General features: G+C 70.2%; 19 protein-coding genes and 1 rRNA gene. 10 read left to right on the top strand and 10 right to left on the bottom strand.

Annotated elements, in window-relative coordinates; all coding sequences use genetic code 11:
- Positions 1-11 precede the first annotated feature (11 nt).
- Positions 12-128 (top strand): 5S ribosomal RNA (gene rrf, locus V1351_RS13175).
- A gap of 203 nt (positions 129-331) precedes the next feature.
- Here rrf and acs read toward each other — a convergent pair.
- Complete coding sequence (gene acs / locus V1351_RS13170) at positions 332-2,275, bottom strand: acetate--CoA ligase (RefSeq protein ID WP_338748661.1); 1,944 nt, start codon at positions 2,273-2,275, stop codon at positions 332-334.
- 261 nt (positions 2,276-2,536) lie between these two features.
- Between acs and V1351_RS13165 the strand changes: the two genes are divergently transcribed.
- Positions 2,537-3,460 (top strand): phenylalanine 4-monooxygenase, encoded by a 924-nt coding sequence (locus V1351_RS13165; RefSeq protein ID WP_338748660.1) that lies wholly within the window; start codon positions 2,537-2,539, stop codon positions 3,458-3,460.
- Positions 3,461-3,472: 12 nt separating this feature from the next.
- Here V1351_RS13165 and V1351_RS13160 read toward each other — a convergent pair whose 3' ends face one another.
- The 8 genes from V1351_RS13160 to V1351_RS13125 form a co-directional block, all read right to left on the bottom strand.
- Positions 3,473-4,048, bottom strand: a complete 576-nt coding sequence (locus tag V1351_RS13160) for a TetR/AcrR family transcriptional regulator C-terminal domain-containing protein (protein ID WP_338748659.1) — start codon at positions 4,046-4,048, stop codon at positions 3,473-3,475.
- A gap of 225 nt (positions 4,049-4,273) precedes the next feature.
- Positions 4,274-5,329: an FUSC family protein gene (locus V1351_RS13155; RefSeq protein WP_338748658.1), complete on the bottom strand. Its 1,056-nt coding sequence runs from the start codon at positions 5,327-5,329 to the stop codon at positions 4,274-4,276.
- Between the two features lie 167 nt (positions 5,330-5,496).
- Positions 5,497-7,113: a solute symporter family protein gene (locus V1351_RS13150; protein ID WP_338748657.1), complete on the bottom strand. Its 1,617-nt coding sequence runs from the start codon at positions 7,111-7,113 to the stop codon at positions 5,497-5,499.
- Positions 7,113-7,460 carry a DUF485 domain-containing protein gene (locus V1351_RS13145; RefSeq protein ID WP_338748656.1) on the bottom strand — a complete coding sequence of 116 codons (348 nt, stop codon included), beginning with the start codon at positions 7,458-7,460 and terminating at the stop codon, positions 7,113-7,115. The genes V1351_RS13150 and V1351_RS13145 overlap by 1 nt, the downstream gene beginning before the upstream one ends.
- Before the next feature lie 174 nt (positions 7,461-7,634).
- Positions 7,635-9,158: a cation acetate symporter gene (locus tag V1351_RS13140; protein ID WP_338748655.1), complete on the bottom strand. Its 1,524-nt coding sequence runs from the start codon at positions 9,156-9,158 to the stop codon at positions 7,635-7,637.
- The gene (locus V1351_RS13135) at positions 9,155-9,526 is read right to left on the bottom strand and encodes a hypothetical protein (protein WP_338748654.1); all 372 of its coding nucleotides are present in this window, start codon (positions 9,524-9,526) and stop codon (positions 9,155-9,157) included. The genes V1351_RS13140 and V1351_RS13135 overlap by 4 nt, the downstream gene beginning before the upstream one ends.
- Positions 9,523-10,284 (bottom strand): LytR/AlgR family response regulator transcription factor, encoded by a 762-nt coding sequence (locus tag V1351_RS13130; protein WP_338748653.1) that lies wholly within the window; start codon positions 10,282-10,284, stop codon positions 9,523-9,525. The genes V1351_RS13135 and V1351_RS13130 overlap by 4 nt, the downstream gene beginning before the upstream one ends.
- Before the next feature lie 10 nt (positions 10,285-10,294).
- Entirely contained in the window at positions 10,295-11,494 is a 1,200-nt protein-coding gene (locus tag V1351_RS13125) for a sensor histidine kinase (protein ID WP_338748652.1), read from the bottom strand.
- A gap of 32 nt (positions 11,495-11,526) precedes the next feature.
- Between V1351_RS13125 and V1351_RS13120 the strand changes: the two genes are divergently transcribed.
- From V1351_RS13120 to V1351_RS13100, 5 genes are all read left to right on the top strand, one after another.
- Positions 11,527-12,381, top strand: a complete 855-nt coding sequence (locus V1351_RS13120; RefSeq protein ID WP_338748651.1) for a Fic family protein — start codon at positions 11,527-11,529, stop codon at positions 12,379-12,381.
- A gap of 340 nt (positions 12,382-12,721) precedes the next feature.
- Positions 12,722-13,447, top strand: coding sequence for a hypothetical protein (locus tag V1351_RS13115; protein ID WP_338748650.1), 726 nt, complete (start codon positions 12,722-12,724; stop codon positions 13,445-13,447).
- Entirely contained in the window at positions 13,444-14,484 is a 1,041-nt protein-coding gene (locus V1351_RS13110) for a TadA family conjugal transfer-associated ATPase (RefSeq protein WP_338748649.1), read from the top strand. The genes V1351_RS13115 and V1351_RS13110 overlap by 4 nt, the downstream gene beginning before the upstream one ends.
- On the top strand, positions 14,481-15,158 hold the full coding sequence (locus tag V1351_RS13105) for a type II secretion system F family protein (RefSeq protein ID WP_338748648.1): 678 nt from the start codon (positions 14,481-14,483) through the stop codon (positions 15,156-15,158). The genes V1351_RS13110 and V1351_RS13105 overlap by 4 nt, the downstream gene beginning before the upstream one ends.
- Positions 15,155-15,706: a type II secretion system F family protein gene (locus V1351_RS13100; protein ID WP_338748647.1), complete on the top strand. Its 552-nt coding sequence runs from the start codon at positions 15,155-15,157 to the stop codon at positions 15,704-15,706. Before V1351_RS13105 ends, V1351_RS13100 begins: the two co-directional genes overlap by 4 nt.
- 24 nt (positions 15,707-15,730) lie before the next feature.
- Here V1351_RS13100 and V1351_RS13095 read toward each other — a convergent pair whose 3' ends face one another.
- On the bottom strand, positions 15,731-17,182 hold the full coding sequence (locus tag V1351_RS13095) for an alanine/glycine:cation symporter family protein (RefSeq protein WP_338748646.1): 1,452 nt from the start codon (positions 17,180-17,182) through the stop codon (positions 15,731-15,733).
- Between the two features lie 177 nt (positions 17,183-17,359).
- On the opposite strand from V1351_RS13095, the gene V1351_RS13090 reads away from it, so the two are divergent.
- Genes V1351_RS13090 through V1351_RS13080 form a run of 3 tightly spaced genes read left to right on the top strand, consistent with a single transcriptional unit; the run spans position 17,360 to position 18,297 of the window.
- The gene (locus tag V1351_RS13090) at positions 17,360-17,551 is read left to right on the top strand and encodes a DUF4244 domain-containing protein (protein WP_338748645.1); all 192 of its coding nucleotides are present in this window, start codon (positions 17,360-17,362) and stop codon (positions 17,549-17,551) included.
- Between the two features lie 19 nt (positions 17,552-17,570).
- A complete protein-coding gene (locus tag V1351_RS13085) occupies positions 17,571-17,903 on the top strand; it encodes a TadE family type IV pilus minor pilin (protein WP_338748644.1) in 333 nt (110 codons plus the stop codon).
- Entirely contained in the window at positions 17,890-18,297 is a 408-nt protein-coding gene (locus V1351_RS13080) for an Rv3654c family TadE-like protein (protein ID WP_338748643.1), read from the top strand. The genes V1351_RS13085 and V1351_RS13080 overlap by 14 nt, the downstream gene beginning before the upstream one ends.
- Positions 18,298-18,333 lie beyond the last annotated feature (36 nt).

The following is an 18,333-nucleotide window of genomic DNA, read 5'->3' as shown; positions in this document are numbered from 1 at the left end:
TTCCATAGAGTTACGGCTGTCATAGCGAAAGGGAAACGCCCGGTCCCATTCCGAACCCGGAAGCTAAGCCTTTCAGCGCCGATGGTACTGCACTGGAGACGGTGTGGGAGAGTAGGACGCAGCCGGACAACCATTCCACGAAAGCCCCCGACCACCCGTCGGGGGCTTTCGTACGTCCACACGCTGTGTTCGTGTTGTCCTTGGTGCCCTTCGAGTGGGTGTCCGACAGGCCCGCGCCCGTCGGCCGGTGATTGTTCGGTCGCACGTTCGCCTGGCAGCACGAAGGGGTCTACCCACCGTGCGGTGGGTAGACCCCTTCGTGGTCGAGGGTTCAGTCGCCGGACGACTTCATGCCGTCCTGGATCAGCGACATGACGGAGGAGTCGGCGAGCGTGGTGACATCGCCGACCTCACGGTTCTCGGCGACGTCCTTCAGAAGCCGGCGCATGATCTTGCCCGAGCGGGTCTTGGGCAGCTCGGAGACGATCATGATGCTTCGTGGCTTCGCGATGGGGCCGATCTGCGTGGCGACGTGGTTGCGCAACTCGGTCACGAGTTCCCCGCCTTCGTCCGCGGAGTCGGCGGCGTCAGCGGCGTCCTGGCGGAGGATGACGAAGGCCTCGATCGCCTGACCGGTCGTCGGGTCCGTGGCCCCGACGACGGCGGCTTCGGCAACCTTGTCGTGGGAGACGAGGGCCGACTCGATCTCGGCTGTGGACATACGGTGACCGGAGACGTTCATGACGTCGTCCACACGACCGAGAATCCAGATGTTGCCCTTCTCGTCGTACTTGGCGCCGTCGCCGGCGAAGTACAGGTCGGGGCCGAAGCGACTCCAGTAGGTGTCCTTGTATCGCTGCGGATCGCGCCAGACCCCCCGGAGCATGGCCGGCCACGGCTTGGTCAGCACGAGGTAGCCGACGGCGTCCGGATCGGTGAGTTTGTTGCCGTCATCGTCGAGCACCTCGGCGTGGATGCCGGGGATCGGCGCCTGGGAGCTGCCGGGCTCGAGTTCGGTGACGCCCGGGAGCGGGGAGTTCATGATCGCACCGGTCTCGGTCTGCCACCAGGTGTCGACGATCGGGGTGTCACCCCCGCCGATGTGCTCGCGGTACCAGCGCCAGGCCTCAGGGTTGATCGGCTCACCGACGGAGCCGAGGACCCGCAGCGAGGACAGGTCGTACCCCTCAGGGATGTCGTGACCCCACTTCATGAAGGTGCGGATCGCGGTCGGTGCGGTGTAGAGGATCGAGACGCCGTACTTCTGCACGATCTCCCAGAAGACACCCTTGTGCGGACTGTCCGGGGTGCCCTCGAAGACGATCTGCGTGGCGCCGTTGGCCATCGGCCCGTAGACGATGTAGCTGTGCCCGGTCACCCAGCCGATGTCGGCGGTGCACCAGTAGACGTCGGTCTCGGGGTGTAGGTCGTGGACGACGGCGTTGCTGTAGGCGCACTGGACGAGATACCCGCCCGTGGTGTGCAGGATGCCCTTGGGCTTGCCCGTCGTGCCGGAGGTGTAGAGAAGGAAGAGGGGGTGTTCGCTGTCGTGGGCGACCGCCTCGTGGGTGTCCGAGGCAGGGGTGACGACGTCGTCCCACCAGACATCCCGGTCGTCGTTCCAGGCGACGTCGATTCCGGTGCGCTTGACGACGAGGACCTTCTTCGCGGAGGTGCCTGCAACGGCATCGTCGACGGCCTTCTTCAGGGGCATGGCCTTCCCCTTGCGGAACTGACCGTCGCTGGTGACGACGATCTTCGCGTCGGCGTCGTCGATGCGGGCCCGGAGCGCGTCGGCGGAGAAGCCGGCGAAGACAAGCGAGTGCGGAGCGCCGATGCGGGCGCAGGCCAGCATCGTGAAGATCGTCTCCGGGATCATCTGCATGTAGATGGCGACGCGGTCACCCTTCTCCACTCCGAGGGATGCCAAGCCGTTGGCGGCCTTGGCGACCTCGCGCTGCATCTCCGCGTAGGTGATGGCGCGGTCGTCGTCGTCGTTCGCGGAGACGAAGTGGATCGCGACGCGGTCGCCGTTGCCGGCCTCGACGTGGCGGTCGACGCAGTTGTAGGCGACGTTCAGCTCGCCGCCGACGAACCACTTCGCGAAGGGCGCGTCGCTCCAGTCGAGCGTGGTGTCGAAGTCCTTGCTCCAGGTGACGTACTCGCGGGCACGTGCGGCCCAGAATCCCTCGTGGTCTGCCGCAGCCTCGTCGTACAGGGCTGCCTTGCCGACCGCCTGGTCGGCGAACTTGGTGCTCGGGGCGTAGTCCGACACGTGTCCTCCTCGTCGAGTGGTCGTGCGTCACCGCACGGTGCGTACCTCCCCTACCTTCCCCCGATGTGGTCATCAGCACAATCGGTGTCCGTTCACCGTCGCCGGACGTCCGTCCCGGGGCGACGAACGGCAGGGACTCACGCAGCACGTGGCCAGGGTGAGCACTGTGCGCAGGAAGTGGGGGACCGGGCTCACGGCGCACTGCACATCCTGACCAGTGATCGTCGTGTCCGTGGCCTGATCGAGCATGATCTGCCACCCTTGACTGACCACAAGGAGGTGGTGGATGTGTTCACCGAAGGACAGTTGTACTCACCCGTGACCGAGCACGAGGACGGAACCGTGCAGGTCCACCTCGCGGACACCCACCCGGGTCGGGACGACCAGGAGTACCTGCGCCGCCGGGGTGAGATCGCGGGGACTGCGTTGCGATGGGACCGAGGCCACGAGCCCGTCCCGACCATCACCTACACCGAGGACGAGCACGAGGTGTGGCGTCGGGTCAGCGACGAGCTCGCCCCTCTGCACGAGCTCCACGCCCACCCCGAGTACCTCGCCGCCAAGGAGCGCCTGGCTCCGCCCGTCGACCACGTCCCGCAGTTGCAGGAGGTCAGCGAGCGGCTGCTCCCGTTGACCGGATGGCGGTACGTGTGCGCGCCGGGCCTGGTCCCGTTGCGGGACTTCTACGCCGATCTGGGCAACCAGACCTTCAACTCCACCCAGTATCTTCGCCACGGCGCCGAGCCGCTCTACACGCCCGAGCCGGACATCATCCACGAGGTGATCGGGCACGGGAACCAGTTGGCCAGTCCGCGGTTCGCCGCGATCACCGAGGCCGCGGGAGAGGCATCACTGCGCCTGGAGACGGACGAGGCGATGCAGTTCGTTGCCGACGTCTTCTGGTTCTCGATCGAGTTCGGTGTGGCCTACGACGGAGATGACCTCAAGGCCTACGGCGCCGGGATCCTCTCCAGCTTCGGGGAGATCCAGGAGTACTCCTCGATGGAGATCCGCGATCTCGATCTGGCGGTCATGGGCACGCTGAACTACGACATCACGAAGTACCAGCCGGTGCTGTTCGCCGCCCAGAGCCTGGGGCACCTCGAGGACGTCGTCGGAGGCTTCTTCGCCACGGTGACTGATGAGTCCGCCGCAGCGCTGCGGTCCGCGTCCATGGCCGGCTGAGGAGGGCGCTGGTCAGAGCAATCCCTTGATGCCGGCGATCACGATGTCCACCCCGGTGTCGAAGTCCGTCGGTGCGCGCTGGCCGAAGGTGATGCCCGACCGGGCCGCGTGGTCGTGGGACTGCTCATCGTAGGCGTGCCCGTAGACGAAGTGCAGGAGGGTGCGGGCGGCAGTGGGGGCCACTTCGACGGTCAGGCCGGCCTCGACGAGCAGGTCGCACAGCTCGACGAAGGGGGCATTCCCGCCCATCCCGAAGGCCCACATGCTCATGACGAGGTCGGCGCCGTCCGGGTAGGCGGTCACCGCGTCGCGGATGTCGCCGCACCGTTGGCGTGCCCGGTCCTGCCAGTCGCCCGGAGGGGAGATGCGGCGCGGGCCACGCGCGATGATCTCGTCCGCGACAGCGCCGAGCAGTGCCTGCTTGTTCGCGAAGTGGTGGTACAGGGCGCTCTGCTGTACCCCGAGCTCGGTCCCGATTGCACGCATGGTCAGGTCGGGTAGGCCCACCCCGGCGAGGATGGCCAGGGCCGTGTCCACCACATGCGCCCGGGTGAGGGGCTGCGCGCGGGAGCTGCCTGGGGCCGGCACGGCCCTCCCTTCGTCGTGGTGTCGATGGACCAGGTTGACCTTACCGGCCGGTCCCGGGGGACGAACGTCCGAGCAGGCTGGCGCACCCGATCTCGATCGAGCCGGGCACCGCGACCCAGCCCGACGTGGATCAGGTTCAGGTCGGCGGGACGAGTACGTCGATCCCCCCTCGCTCAGGCGCGCCAGGCTTCACGGCTGGTGCCTGAACCCTGCCGGGGAGCCGGTCTACGGGGGACCGACACCCATCCGTCCACCGCCGGCGTCCGGCACCTGACCGAGCGACCTGCGGGACCGACGCGCGATCAGCTGATGGCCGATGGTCAGCACGACGATCGCAGCGGTGGCGCCGACCACCGTGAAAAGGGCTCGTTCGAAAGCACCCCTGACGATGGCCTCGGTCCCTCCGGCCGTCTGCAGCACGATTGCCGGCGTGAGGAACAGCACGAACACCCAATACGGTCGGGTCAGGTTCGCCCACGGGGCGGCAGCGGTGAGCGCCAGGGCAACGATGGTGATGAGCACCGGTTCGTTCGTGAGGGCCTCGGCGACGATCACGGCCAGCACGGCGCCCGCCAGGGTGCCCACGACCCGCGCCACGACTCGATGACTCGTCGCGGCGTAGTAGGGCTGGACGACGACGAAGAACGTGAGGACGACCCGCCACGCGTTCGGCGCGTCCAGCCACTGCATCTCGACGTACGTGGCGATCCCGATCAGCAGGGCGAGTGCGCCGGCAAAGTAGCCGGCCGCGCGCAGAGGAACGTCAGGCGGCGGGTTCAGGGGGATGATCGCGGTGACCTGGCGCCCGATCACGGTCGTCCACAGTCCTCCCGCGGCGACGAATCCCATCAGCGCGAGTCCGGCCCCGAGCGTCGAACCCGCAGGTACGACGCTGAACGACACGGCGACGTCCGGAGCACCGATCAGCGCGTACGCGGCAAGGGGGCCGGCGAATGCCCCCATGACGTGCCACCCGCGAAGGGCAGAGAGCCCGACTGCGGCGCCAATGGCCGCCATGTACAGGGCACCCGCCACGGGCAGACCCTGAAGCAGCAGGCCCAGACCCATCCACGTCGGGGTCAGGAAGGCTGCACCCAAGGCGAGTCTCGGGCTGCTGAACAGGCCCATCACGGCCGGCAACATTCCCAAGTACCACAGCGAACTGTTGGCGCTCCACGGGGACGCACTCAACACCACCACGGGCGCGATCACCAGGGCGGCCAAGGCCGAAAGCCGAGCAACGGGGAGGGCGGGCTTCGACACCGCGAACTCTTCTGTCATGGTGCGACCCGTTGCTACCACAGCACCGGCACACGTGGCCAGCCAGGCAGCGACCCAGCAGGTGGGGCAGTGTGCTGGCACGACGAAGGGGGAGAGCCGCGGCTCTCCCCCTTCGAGGCTCCTGCGTCGCTCCTACGCGACGCCTTCGCCCGTCGTGCTGCGGTCGCTCAGTGCTCGACCACCTCGGCCACGCCGTGACCGGTGAGGCTGCGCACCTCCATCTCGGCGTACTTGGCCCGATTGAACTCCTTGCTGGAGATCGTGCCGAGCCAGCCGAGGATGAAGCCCAGCGGGATCGAGATCAGGCCGGGGTTGGCCAACGGGAAGATGCTGAAGTCGGCACCGGGGATCATCGCCGTCTCCGACCCGGAGACCACGGGCGAGAAGGCGATGAGGACGATCGCCGCCGTGAGGCCGCCCCACATCGACCACAGCGCCCCGCGGGTGTTGAACCGCTTCCAGAAGAGGCTGTAGAGGATCGTCGGGAGGTTCGCGCTCGCCGCGACGGCGAAGGCGAGGGCCACCAGGAAGGCGATGTTCTGGTCCTTGGCGAGCATGCCGCCGAGGATCGCCACCGCGCCGGTGACCACCGCCGCGTAGCGCGAGACCCTGACCTCTTCGTCCTGCGAGGCCTTGCCATGGCGGAAGACCTGGTTGTACAGGTCGTGGGCGACGCTTGCGCTCGCCGTGATCGTCAGGCCCGCCACGACGGCGAGGATCGTCGCGAAGGCGATACCCGAGACGATGCCGAGCAGCCACGACCCACCGAGCTCGAAGGCGAGCAGAGGTGCGGCGGCGTTCGCCTTGCCGGGGGCGGCGTTGATCACGTCCGCACCGACGAGGGCGCCTGCGCCGTAGCCGATGACCAGCGTCAGCAGGTAGAAGCCACCAATGAGCCAGATGGCCCACTCGACGGACTTGCGGGCCTGCTTGCTCGTCGGGACGGTGTAGAAGCGCTGCAGCACGTGGGGGAGCCCCGCGGTTCCGAGGACGAGCGCCAGGGACAGCGAGATGAAGTCGATCTTCGTCGTCAGGCTGGCGCCGTACTTCAGGCCCGGCTGGAGCAGCTCCTCGCCCGCCTCGGGGTTCTGGTCGACGGCGGCCTGCATGAGGCCGGAGAAGTTGAACCCGTAGGTGCCCAGGACCCACACGGTCATGACCGCGACGGCGAAGATCAGCAGGACCGCCTTGATCATCTGCACCCAGGTGGTGCCCTTCATGCCACCGATCATGACGTAGGTGACCATGACGATGCCGACGACGGCGATGACGATGTTCTGCGCCGCCGCCCCGTCGACCCCCAGGAGCAGCGAGACGAGCGACCCGGCGCCGGCCATCTGGGCCAGCAGGTAGAAGAAGGAGACCGCGAGGACCGAGCTGGCCGTGGCGATCCGCATCGGGCGCTGGCGCAGCCGGTAGGACAGCACATCGGCCAGCGTGAAGCGGCCGGTGTTGCGGAAGAGCTCGGCCACGAGCAGCAGGGCGACGAGCCAGGCCACGAGGAAACCGATGGAGTAGAGGAAGCCGTCGTAACCCTGCAGGGCGATGGCTCCGGCGATCCCGAGGAAGCTGGCGGCGGAGAGGTAGTCGCCGGCGATGGCCAGACCGTTCTGCCTGCCGGAGAAGGACGCGCCACCGGTGTACATCTGGCTGGCGGTCTTGTGGCCCGAGGCCACCTTGATGACGATCGCCAGCGTCGCGACGACGAAGACGATGAAGATGGTGATGTTCAGGGCCGGGGAGCCGGTGGTGGTCTCGGCGGCGACCGTGGCCAGGGTGCCCATCAGTTGTCCACCTCCGGGGTCTCGTCACTGCCGACGCTGGTGGCGAGTGCCTCAGCGCGCGGGTCGAAGACCCGGTTGGCCCACCGGACGTAGATGATCGTGATCGCGAACGTCGTCACGAACTGACCCAGACCGAGCAGCAGGCCGATGTTGACGTTTCCGAACACCTTGGTACCCATGAAGTCGGGGGCGAACATCGACAGCAGGACGTAGAGGAAGTACCACGTGAGGAAGAACGCGGTGACGGGGAAGACGAATCCTCGGAACTTGCGGCGCAACTCACCGAAATCCTCGGACTCCTGGACGGCGATGTAGCGCTCGCCGAGCGTGGGAGCGTCGTTGCTCACAACACACCTCCGGGTAGTGGATGGGTCCGGACGGCGTCGGCCGGACGCAACCACACTCACGCAGGAGAGGGCCCCGCGTACGCTCGGGCGCCGGGTCCCGCGACCGACGTGCGCAGAGCGTCGCCGTGCGGGCAGGGGGTGCGCGATGAGCGGTCGGCGGGCGACGACGAGCGGTCAGGCCGCGTCGGCGTAGACGTCCTCCGGCGTGTGCAGCCGGGCCATGGTGCGCGCCCAGCGACGGGGGCGCGAGTCGGGGGTCGCCAGCGAGACGAGCACCGTCACGGCGAAGGCGAGCGGGGTCGCCCACGCGGTCGGTGCAGCCACGAGGGCCCCCACCCAGCCCTCCGGGACGAGCCCGAGGACGGAGGCCAGTGCGGCGGCTCCCGTGGTCAGGCCGCCGACGGACACACCTGCGGCGGCCCCCTTCGCCGTCAGCCCGGGCCACCACACGCCGAGGATCAGCAAGGGGGCGAAGGTCGCCGCCGCGATGGCGAAGGCATGGCCGACCGCGGAGGAGATCCCCACCGGACCGGTCGAGGCTGCGACGGCGAAGGGGGCGAGAACCCCGATCACGGCGGCGAGGCGGAAGGATCCGGCGGGTGTGGCATCGCCCTTGGTCAACCGGGCCATGAGGGGCCGGATGACGTCCTGGTCGATCGCACCCGCGACGGACATGGTCACGCCCGAGGCGGTGGAGAGGAAGGCGGCGAAGGCGCCCCCGGCGACCAGCGCCGTCAGCAACCGCCCCTCGAGCCCGGGCAGGATCGCGCCCGGAAGGGCGAGCACGACCGTGCGGCCGGGGTCGTTGAGCAGATCGGGGGCGTCGAGGTACGCCCGACCGAGGAAGCCGTAGACCGGCGGGAAGAGGTAGAACAGCCCGAGCAGCGCCAGCACGGCGACTGTCGTGCGGCGTGCCGCCACGCCGTCGGGGTTGGTGTAGAAGCGTACGGCGATGTGCGGCAGCCCCATGGTTCCCAGGCACAGGGCGGCGAGGGTGCTGTACGTGGTGAAGAGCGAGCGGGTGACCGGCTCGGTCGAGGTGAGGGGCTGCCACCAGGAGTCGTCGGCCTGTGGTGGCGGTGCTCCCGACTGGGCCCAGACGGCGAGCAGGACGAAGGCGGGGATGGCGATGGCGGACAGCTTGATCCAGTACTGGACCGACTGCACGAGGGTGACCGCCCGCATGCCGCCGGAGGCGACGTTGAGGGTGACGATGACGGTGAGGAGGGTGACCCCCACCCAGGTGGGTAGTCCCGAGACGTGCCGCAGCGCCAGGCCGGCGCCCTGCATCTGCGGCAGCAGGTAGAGCCACCCGATACCGACGACGAGGAGGGCGCAGCCGCGTCGCAGGGTCGACGACTCCAGACGGGCCTCGGCGAAGTCCGGAAGCGTGTACGCGCCGGACCGGCGCAGGGGAGCGGCGACGAGGATGAGCAGCACGAGGTAGCCGACGGTGTAGCCGACCGGCATCCACAGCATGTCGACGCCGTTCTCGTAGACGAGTCCGGCAACACCCAGATAGCTCGCCGCGGAGAGGTACTCGCCCCCGATGGCGCTCGCGTTGCGCCACGGGGTGACGGCACGACCGGCGACGTAGAAGTCACTCGTGCCCTTGGCCAGCCGCAGTCCCAGAGCGCCCAGGGTGAGCGTGGTCAGGCAGACGACCGCGATCGAGGCGACGCTCAGCGGGTCACTCACCGGCGTCCCACGAGGTCGTTGAACTCCGCTTCGAGACGCTCGCCGGACCGGGTGTACCACCGGGCGACGAGCACGATGACGGGGTAGACCAGCACGCCGAGGACGAGCCACGGGATCGGGAGCCCGAGGACGGACAGCGACCGGACTGGAGGGACGAGCGCGTAGATCAGGGGCAGGGCACCGAGGGTCAGCAGACCGGCGGCAAGCACGCCGAGGGTCAGCTGCAGCTGAGCGCGCATGAGGGAGGAGACATAGGTCGCGCCGAGCCGGGAGTCCCCGGCGATCTCCTCCCGGACCGTGCGCGGGTGGTCGCTCTGGGTGTTCCTGCGGGTCCGGGTGACGCGGACCCGCTCCGGTGGGGGGCTCACCCGTCGTCGGTGTCGGTGCGGGGCCGAAGCAGCGTGGTGCGCAACGCCCGGGTGTGCCGTCGACTCACCTGCAGCTCGTTGCCGTCGACGACGACCGTGCAGCGTCCACCGTCGTTGTGGACCTCGCTGATGTGCCGGGTCGCGACCAGGGTGGAGCGGTGGATCCGGACGAATCCCGCCTCGGCCCACCGGTCCTCGAGGGTGGCCAGCGGGATGCGCACCAGGTGCGAGCCCGAAGGGGTGTGCAGCCGGGCGTAGTCACCCTGGGCCTGGACCCACCGGATCTCGCTGCGGGGGATGAAACGGATCACTCCGCCGAGCTCGACCGGGATCGTCTCGTCGCTCTCATCCGCCTCGGGCGTGCCGGTCTCCCGGTCGGCCGAGGCGAGACAGCGCCGCACCGCCTCGCCGATCCGCTCCGGGCGCACCGGCTTCATCAGGTAGTCGACGGCATCCAGGTCGAAGGCATCGACTGCGTGGGTGTCGTAGGCGGTGATGAAGACGATCTGGGGTCGCTCCGCGAACCGCCGGATGACGCGAGCGAGCTGCATCCCGTCCAGCCCCGGCATGGCGATGTCGCTGAAGACGACGTCGATCTGCTCGCGTTCGAGGGCGGCCAGGGCAACCGTGCCGCTCGAGGCGGTGAGGACACGACTGACCCGGTCGTCCTGGTCGAGGAGCCAGGCGACCTCGTTGCGGGCCGGGGCCTCGTCATCGACGACGAGGACGGTCAACGCAGGAAGCGACGGGCGCGGCATGGGGACCACACTAGGCGGGTTCCTCGAGGGCCGGGGAGTACTTGGGTACCCGGAAGGAAACCCGCATCCCCGCCTCCGGTGCCGTGTCGACGACGAGACCGAACTCCTCACCGTAGACCTGGCGCAACCGGGCGTCGACGTTGCCGAGGCCGACGGAGTCGGCTCGGGACTGTCCGTCCAGGACCTTGCGGATGACCTCCGGGTCGGCTCCGACGCCGTCGTCATCGACGGCGAACTCGGCGTCGGTGCCGTGGTCGATCGCGCTCAGCGTGATCTGACCGGGTCCCTCCTTCGGGGCGAGCCCGTGGCGCACGGCGTTCTCCACGAGGGGCTGGATGGCCAGATACGGCACCCGGACCGGCAACACCTCGGGCGCGATCTTCAGGGTGATACCCAAGCGCTCGCCGAAGCGGGCCTGCTCGAGGACGAGATAGCGCTCGACATTGCGCAGCTCCTCGCTGACGGTCGTGAAGGCGCCGTCGCGCCGCAGGGCGTAGCGGGTGAAGTCGGCGAACTCGAGCAACAGCTCACGCGCCCGGGCCGGATCCGTCCGCACGAACGACGCGATCGCCGCGAGGCTGTTGTAGATGAAGTGCGGGGAGATCTGGGCGCGCAGGGCGCGCAGCTCGGCCTCCATGGCGCGGGTGCGCTGGTGGGAGAGCTCGGCCAGCTCGACCTGGGTGGCCACCCACGAGGCGACCTCCTCGGCAGCGCGCGCGAGGCCGGCGGACGCGGCGGGCCCGAACCCGGCGATCAGTCCGATCACCCGGCCCTCGACGGACACCGGGGCGAGGACGGCCGCTCGCAGCGGGCACTCCAGCGAGCTGCAGGTGACCGACTCCGGCCCGAGGACGAGGGTTCGTCCCGAGGAGAGCACCGACTGCCCCTGGTCCATGACCGCCGGCAGGTGATGCCTGCCTTCGCCGTCCCAGACGAGCACGCTGCTGCGGTCGCAGAGTGCCAGGGCGGGCGTGGCGAGCATCGCCCGGAGGAAGGGGGCTGCGCGCTCGCATCCCTCGTCCGTGTACCCGTCGGCGAGGTGACGGGCCGCGACCGACGCGGTGTGCAGGGTCTCGTAGGTCGCCTGGTCGGTGACGGAGATGAATCCGGGACGGTGGCGTCGCCAGCGCAGGAACGCGATGAGCAGACCGCAGGCGATGAAGGCGCCCGAGACGACCACCACAGTGGGAAGGTGCAGGCCGGCCGTCATGGCCGCAGACTAGTGCGGCCTACGCTGTCCGGGTGGCGAACCCCAGTCCTCTCCTCTCCGCCCTGACCACGATCGCGGCCCTCCCCGAGGTGTCGGCGGCGTCCGCGCACGTCCGGGAGGTCTGCACGCAGCTGCGGTGGCACGAGGCCCTGCGGCGCCGCATCCCCGAGGCTGCTGCGGAGTCGCGGGTGCGCGGCGCCTGGGCGAGTGCCGAGCTCGACGGGGCGCGGTCGACCGCATCCATCGTGCGCGACCTCATGCGCGGCGCTCGTGAGCGCAACCCGGAGCCGGATCCCGCGGAGCGGGTCATCCACGGCGCGATCTCCGCGACGTCCGAGACCGAGCACCTGGGTCAGCTCGTCACCAGGTCACCCGGTCAGGCCTTGGCGCGGTTGCACACCGTCGCCGCGGCCCAGCTCGTCGACGACCCGGACCAGTTGGGTCGGCCGCGTCGCGAGGGGGAGGGGTGCGAGGAGTTCGCCGATCTGGGGGTCGCTCCCACCGGGGCCGAGCTGCGTGACCGGCTGAACGGCATCATCGCGCTCATGCAGGGAGCGAGCGAGGCCCCCGCCCTCGTCGTCGCATCGATCGTCCACGCAGAGATCGCCACGGTGCGCCCCTTCGTCGTGGGCAACGGGCTGGTCGCCCGTGCCGTGGAGCGCGCCCTCATCGCCGAGACCGGGCTCGACCCGACGCGTGTCGCGGTGCCCGAGGCGGGGCACGGGCACGAAGGAGGACCGGCATACCTGGGTTCGCTGAACGGCTACGTCCACGGGGGGCAGCCGGGGCTGGTCCTGTGGCTCCGGCACTGCGGGGATTCGCTCGTGGCGGGCGCCGAGGAGGGGTGGCGGATCGCTGACTCGGTGCGGGCCGGACGCATCGGCTGATCCTGCGGTGAGGCAGTTCCGCCGGTGCGTGGGGCGCTCCGGACCGCTCGGGTGCGGTCGTCCGTCCGGTGTGAACGCCCGTCGCAAATGTGACAGTTGTTAGGAATTGCGTTGTGTCCACAGACCGATAAAGTTGGATGCAGCCGCTCCCCACGGGTTGAGCGGCAACGCGAGGCTCCCTCCCCCCGGAGTCCGAGCGTAGACGGCCCCGGTGCTCCCCCGCCGGGGCCGTCGTCATTTTCGCCCGGGTTGTCCACACGTGCTCACGGTGCGTCATGGCCATCCACAGCGGTGACGGGAGCGGTCCCGGGAGGGCCGCGACATCAGCAGACTCCGGGGCATGCATCCCGTGATCCTCGTTACCGGCGCCTCCGGCGGGCTGGGCGCCTCGACCCTCACTGCGGTCACCGGCACCGTCCTTGGCCGGAGGCGTGCGCCGACACTCGTCGACGCGGACTTCTCGGGCGGGGGCCTGGACGTCACCGTGGCGATCGAGCACCTCGAGGGACTGCGGTGGGGTGATCTCGCCGATCACGAGGGGCACGTCGACGAGGAGGGGTTGCGTCGCCGACTTCCCATGGGCCCGGTGCCGGTACTCGCTGCGCGAGGGCCGACACCCGGGGGCCCGACGATGACAGCAGTCGTCGAGGCGCTGGCCCGTGTCGGTCCGGTCGTCCTCGACGTCCCTGCCGGGCCGCTGCCCCCAGAGCTGGCCGGGCTCGCGGACGTCGTCATCGTCCTCGTCGGGCTGCGTCCACGGTGGCTGCGGGACGGGGAACGATGGGCCCTCGGGCTCGGTGAGCTGTCCGAGCGGACCCTCGTGGTCACCCGTGGCCCGCGCCGCGCCGAGCGGGTGTCGGTGCAGGCCGCGGACCACCTGGGCCTGCGTCTGCTGGAGCACCTCGCCGACGATGCTGCGGTGCCGCGCGACGAGGCCCGCGGTCGGGCGCCCCGCCCTCGCGGGTCGGTGGGTGAGGTGGCCCGCGCCCTGGTCGAGGCACTACCCGTCTCGGACACGGTCCTCAGCGGCCCCGCCCACGACCGGGTGCTGGGGCTGGTCTCGTGAGGTGGTCGAGTGCCATCGACGCGCAGGTACGTGCGGGGCGGGCCCCGGACGACTCGGCGATCGCCGACGTGACCCACTCCGAAGCGGTGCGGCTGGGCGCTGTGGGAGCCCGTCGGCGCACCGACGAGCTGCAGGCCGAGCTCATGGGGCTGGGGGTGCTCGAGCCGTTGGTGGCCGACGAGAGCGTGACGGACGTGCTCGTCAACGGAGACGGGTCCGTGTGGGTCGACCGCGGCGCGGGTGTCGCACCGGCCGGCGACGTCGAGGTCGGGGACGCTGCTGCGGTGCGCAGGTTGGCGATCCGGTTGGCGGCCATGGCCGCACGACGGCTGGATGATGCCCAGCCCTGGGTCGACGGGTTGCTGCCCCGCGGGATCCGCCTGCACGCCGTCCTGCCGCCGCTGGCCAGTGGCGGCCCCCACGTGAGCCTGCGCATCCCACGGCACCGTGGTGGTGGGCTGGACCGCCTGGTCGACCTCGGGATGGCGACTGCGGCGCAGGCCGACCAGCTGCGCGAGGTCGTCGCCGAGCGTCGGGCCCACGTCATCACCGGCGGGACCGGCACCGGCAAGACGACACTGCTGGCCGCGCTCCTGGCGGAGGTTGCCGAGGACGAGCGGCTGGTGGTCGTGGAGGACGTCGGTGAGATCCAGGTGGACCACCCGCACGTCGTGCTCCTGCAGGCGCGCTCGGCCAACACCGAGGGCGCCGGGGAGGTGACGATGGTCGACCTCGTCCGCCAAGCGCTGCGGATGCGGCCGGACCGGCTGGTCGTCGGCGAGGTGCGCGGAGCCGAGGTGCGCGACCTGCTGCTCGCGCTCAACACCGGGCACGAAGGGGGGTGTGGCACCCTGCACGCCAACCGCGCCGAGGACGTGATGAGCCGGCTGGAAGCGCTCGGGTCCCTCGCCGACATGAGCCGTGAGGCCGTTCGTGCGCAGGTGGCCAGTGCCATCGACGTGGTCATCCACCTCCGCCGGGTCGGCGGTCGGCGGGTCGTGGACTCCATCGGCACGCTCTCGGTAGGGGCGTTGTGAGCCCGCTCGTCATCCCCCTCGTCCTTACCGCGGTGCTGTGCTGGCCGGGACGTCCGGTCGCCACCGGTGTGCCGTGGGGCAGGGCCCGATCGGGGCGGTCCTGGTGGCGTCCTCGCAGCTCCCCGCTGGCGGACCTCGAGGGCCTGGCCCGGGTGGCGGACCTGATCGCGATGACCCTGCGGTCGGGGGCGACCCCGGTGACGGCCGTGGAGGTGGTGGCGGGAGAGGCCCCGCAGCCGTGGGCGGGTGTGCTCTTCGAGGTGCACGGGCAGCTCTCGTCGGGCGCCCCCGCAGGGCAGGTGTGGCTCGCGCACGCGCAGCAGCATCCGGAGCTGGGCGCGCTGGCGGGGGCGTGGACGCTCAGCGAGGACCTGGGCGTGGCACTGGCGCCGTCGATGACGACGAGCGCGCAGGTGTTGCGCGCCCAGGTCCAGGCGCGACGTCGCCTGGACGCCTCCACCTCGGGCGCGCGGGCCACGATGTGGATGCTCACGCTGCTCCCTCTCGCCGGACTGCTCGCGGGCCTGGCCTTCGGACTCGCTCCGTGGGAGGTCTACGGCCACAGCCCGGTGACGATGGCCAGTGCGTGCGTGGGGCTCGGCCTGACCGCCATCGGCTGGATCGTCTGCCGGTGGGTGCTCTCCCGCGCCGTGGCCGCGGAGGTGCACCGGTGAGCGCAGTGGTGGTGGCCCTGGTGCTCGCGGCCGTCGTGGTCTGGCCCGCCGCGGCTGCTCGACGTCGGTGGTGGTCGACCGCCGTGGATGCCGAGCGAGGTCCTGCCCGGGTCGGTGTCACCGTCGAGGACGTCGCCGACGCCAGCGTCCTGCTCGCCCTTGCCCTGCAGTCCGGACGCGGTCTGGTGCAGGCCCTCGAGGAGGTCGCGCAGGTGGCCGCCCCCGGAGCGGCGGAGGACCTGATCAGGGTGGGAGCCGCCCTTCGCTGGGGCCGCCCGATGGGCGAGGCCTGGTGTTACGCCCGGGACGTGTGGGGGCCGACGGCGACGGCCTTCGTGGTCGCCGATGCCGTCGGCGCGCCGTCGGCCCGGGTCCTGCTCGATGCGGCGGCGACGCTGCGCGAGACCGAGGCGCGACGACTCGAGCAGGCCGGCGGCACTGCTGCGGTCATGCTCGTGCTCCCGCTGGGGTTGTGCTTCCTGCCGGCCTTCGTCGCGACCGCCGTCGTCCCGATCGTGGCCGTGCTCGTCGGGACCCAGCTGTCGTGACGGGTCGGCGCTGGTGGTGAAGGTCTACCGGACGGGTTCCTCGGCGGTGGCCCAGACCTCGACGTCCTCGTCGTCCCAGAGCGTCACCCCGCGTGCCTGCGGCAGGTCCTTGCGGTGGAAGACCGGGTTGCGCCCCTGGGCCTTCTGCTCGCTGTAGTTGCGGAGCAGGGCCATCGTCAGGCCTGCGAGGGGCAGGATGGCGATGAGGTTGATCGTGGCCATGAAACCCATGAAGAGATCGGCCAGGCTCCACACCAGCGCCACCGAGCCGAGCGACCCGCCGATGACGCAGAGGACGACCAGGATCCGGAAGGCGGTCAGCGTGCGCTCGGAGCCGCTGAGGAAGCGGATGTTGGCCTCCCCGTAGTACGTGTTGCCCAGCACCGAGGACCAGGCGAGGAAGAAGATCACGACGGACAGGAAGGGGCCGGCCCAGGCCCCGACCTGACCCTGCAGCGCGTTCTGCGTGAGTTGGATGCCCTGGGGGTCGTCCATCCCGAAGGAGGGGTTGCTCAGCAGGATGATGAACGCGGTCGCGGAGCAGACGACGATCGTGTCGAAGTAGACACCGAGCGTCTGCACCAGCCCCTGCTTGACGGGGTGCGAGACGGACGCGGTCGCGGCGGCGTTGGGGACCGAACCCATGCCTGCCTCGTTGGAGAAGAGCCCGCGCCGCATGCCCTGCATGAGGGCCGCACCGAAGGCGGCACCGGCGATCTCGCGGAACCCGAGGGCGTGCTCGACGATGAGGGAGAACATCGCGGGGACGTGCTCGACGTTGACCGCGACGACGAACAGCGCGACGGCGATGTACGCGACGGCCATGACCGGCACGATCACCTCGGTGACCGCGGAGACCCGGCGGACACCACCGAAGATCACCACCGCCGTGATGCCGGCGAGTGCGAGTCCCACGACCCACGCGATCAGGGTCTCGCTGCCGCCGACGGAGCCCTGGACGGACGCGGAGATCGAGTTGGCCTGCACGGAGTTGAAGACGAAACCGTAGGTGACCGTGATGAGCACGGCGAAGATCCCGGCGAGCCACGGCAGCCGCAGCCCGTCGCGGATGTAGTAGGCGGGACCGCCGACGTAGCTGTCGCTGCCACGGACCTTGTACAGCTGGGCGAGCGTGGACTCGACGAAGGCCGTCGCGCCGCCGATGAGCGCGAGCATCCACATCCAGAACACCGCGCCCGGGCCACCGAGCGTGATGGCGACCGCGACGCCGGCGACATTGCCGGTGCCCACGCGGGAGGCCGCGGAGATCGTGAAGGCCCGGAAGGCCGAGATGCCGTGGTCGTCCTTCGTGCCGGACGGTCTCTCGGTGATCGCGCGGAACATCTCCGGCAGGAAGCGGACCTGGACCACCACCGACCAGATCGTGAACGTCAGCCCGGCGACGACGAGCAGGGCGATCACGAGGTACCAGTAGATGTCGTTGATCCCGACGACTGCCTCAACCAAGGTGTCCATCCGTACACCCTAGGGACGCCGCGTCCGCTGCGAGCGGGGGGCCGGAATCGTCCACATCCGGCTGGATCTCGCGCCCACCGTCCACACGTTCGCCGGTCACCTTCAGCAGGACGGTCCGAGGACGAAGGGTGGACCTCACCGCGGCGCACCCCGCGCCGCCCGAGGTGAGGAGCACCCATGAGGAGAAGCATCGTGCGATGGCGGCACCGGGCACGGCTGGCCGGCGAGGCCGGCATGACCACCGCCGAGTACGCGGTGGGTACGTTGGCAGCCTGTACCTTCGCGATCGTCCTGCTGGCGGTCGTGAAGTCAGGCTCGATCGAGTCGGGACTGACCGGTGTCATCGTCGAGGCGCTCGGTATCCGGTAGGGGAGGCGATGACGCGGGGATGGTGACGGCGGAACTCGCCCTCACCATCCCCGCGGTCATCGTGGTCCTCGTGACCTGCCTGTCGGCCCTCGCGTGGGGTGTCGACCAGGTGCGGTGCGTCGATGCGGCCAGGGTCGCCGTCCGTGAGCTGGCCCGGGGCGAGTCGACGGCGCGCTCCGTCCGGGACGCGCAGCAGACGGCCCCGGAGTCGGCGACGGTCGAGGTGTCCCGCCCGGGTGCCGACGTGACGGTTGCCGTGACGGCTCCGGCGCCGGTCGGGTTGGCCTGGGTCGGGCAGGAGACGCGCTGTTCCTCCACCGCGCGGAGGGAGTCGCCCGATGACGCGCCCTGAGCGGCAGGACCCGCGAGTGGGTCGCGTGGTCCGACGGGGCGATGGCGAGTCCGGGTCCGCCACCGTCCTGGCCCTGGGGATGATCGTCGTCGTCCTCACGGTGACGATCGGCGCTCTCGCGGTCCTGGGCACGCTGCGGGCAGTGCACGTGGCCCGCTCGTCAGCGGACCTGGCTGCGCTCGCCGCCGCAGGGCACTTCCAGCAGCATGCCGACCCGGTCGCGGCATGCACCGAGGCCCGCCGGATCGCCCGACGCCATTCTGCGCAGGTCGTCGAGTGCGGGGTCGACGCGCGGGGAGTGGCACGCGTGACCACGTCGGTGCCGATCTCCCACCGGTTGGCCGGGGTCGGCCGGGAGGTCGCCGAGGGACACGCCCTCGCGGGGCCGGGGTGAACCCCTCGGCGGACCTCGTCCCCACCCTCGCCGTCC

The organism is Janibacter sp. A1S7 (genome assembly GCF_037198315.1).
Lineage (GTDB): Bacteria > Actinomycetota > Actinomycetes > Actinomycetales > Dermatophilaceae > Janibacter > Janibacter alittae.
The sequence above is the reverse complement of the archived record's forward strand: the minus strand, read 5'-3'. Positions and strand labels throughout refer to the sequence as shown.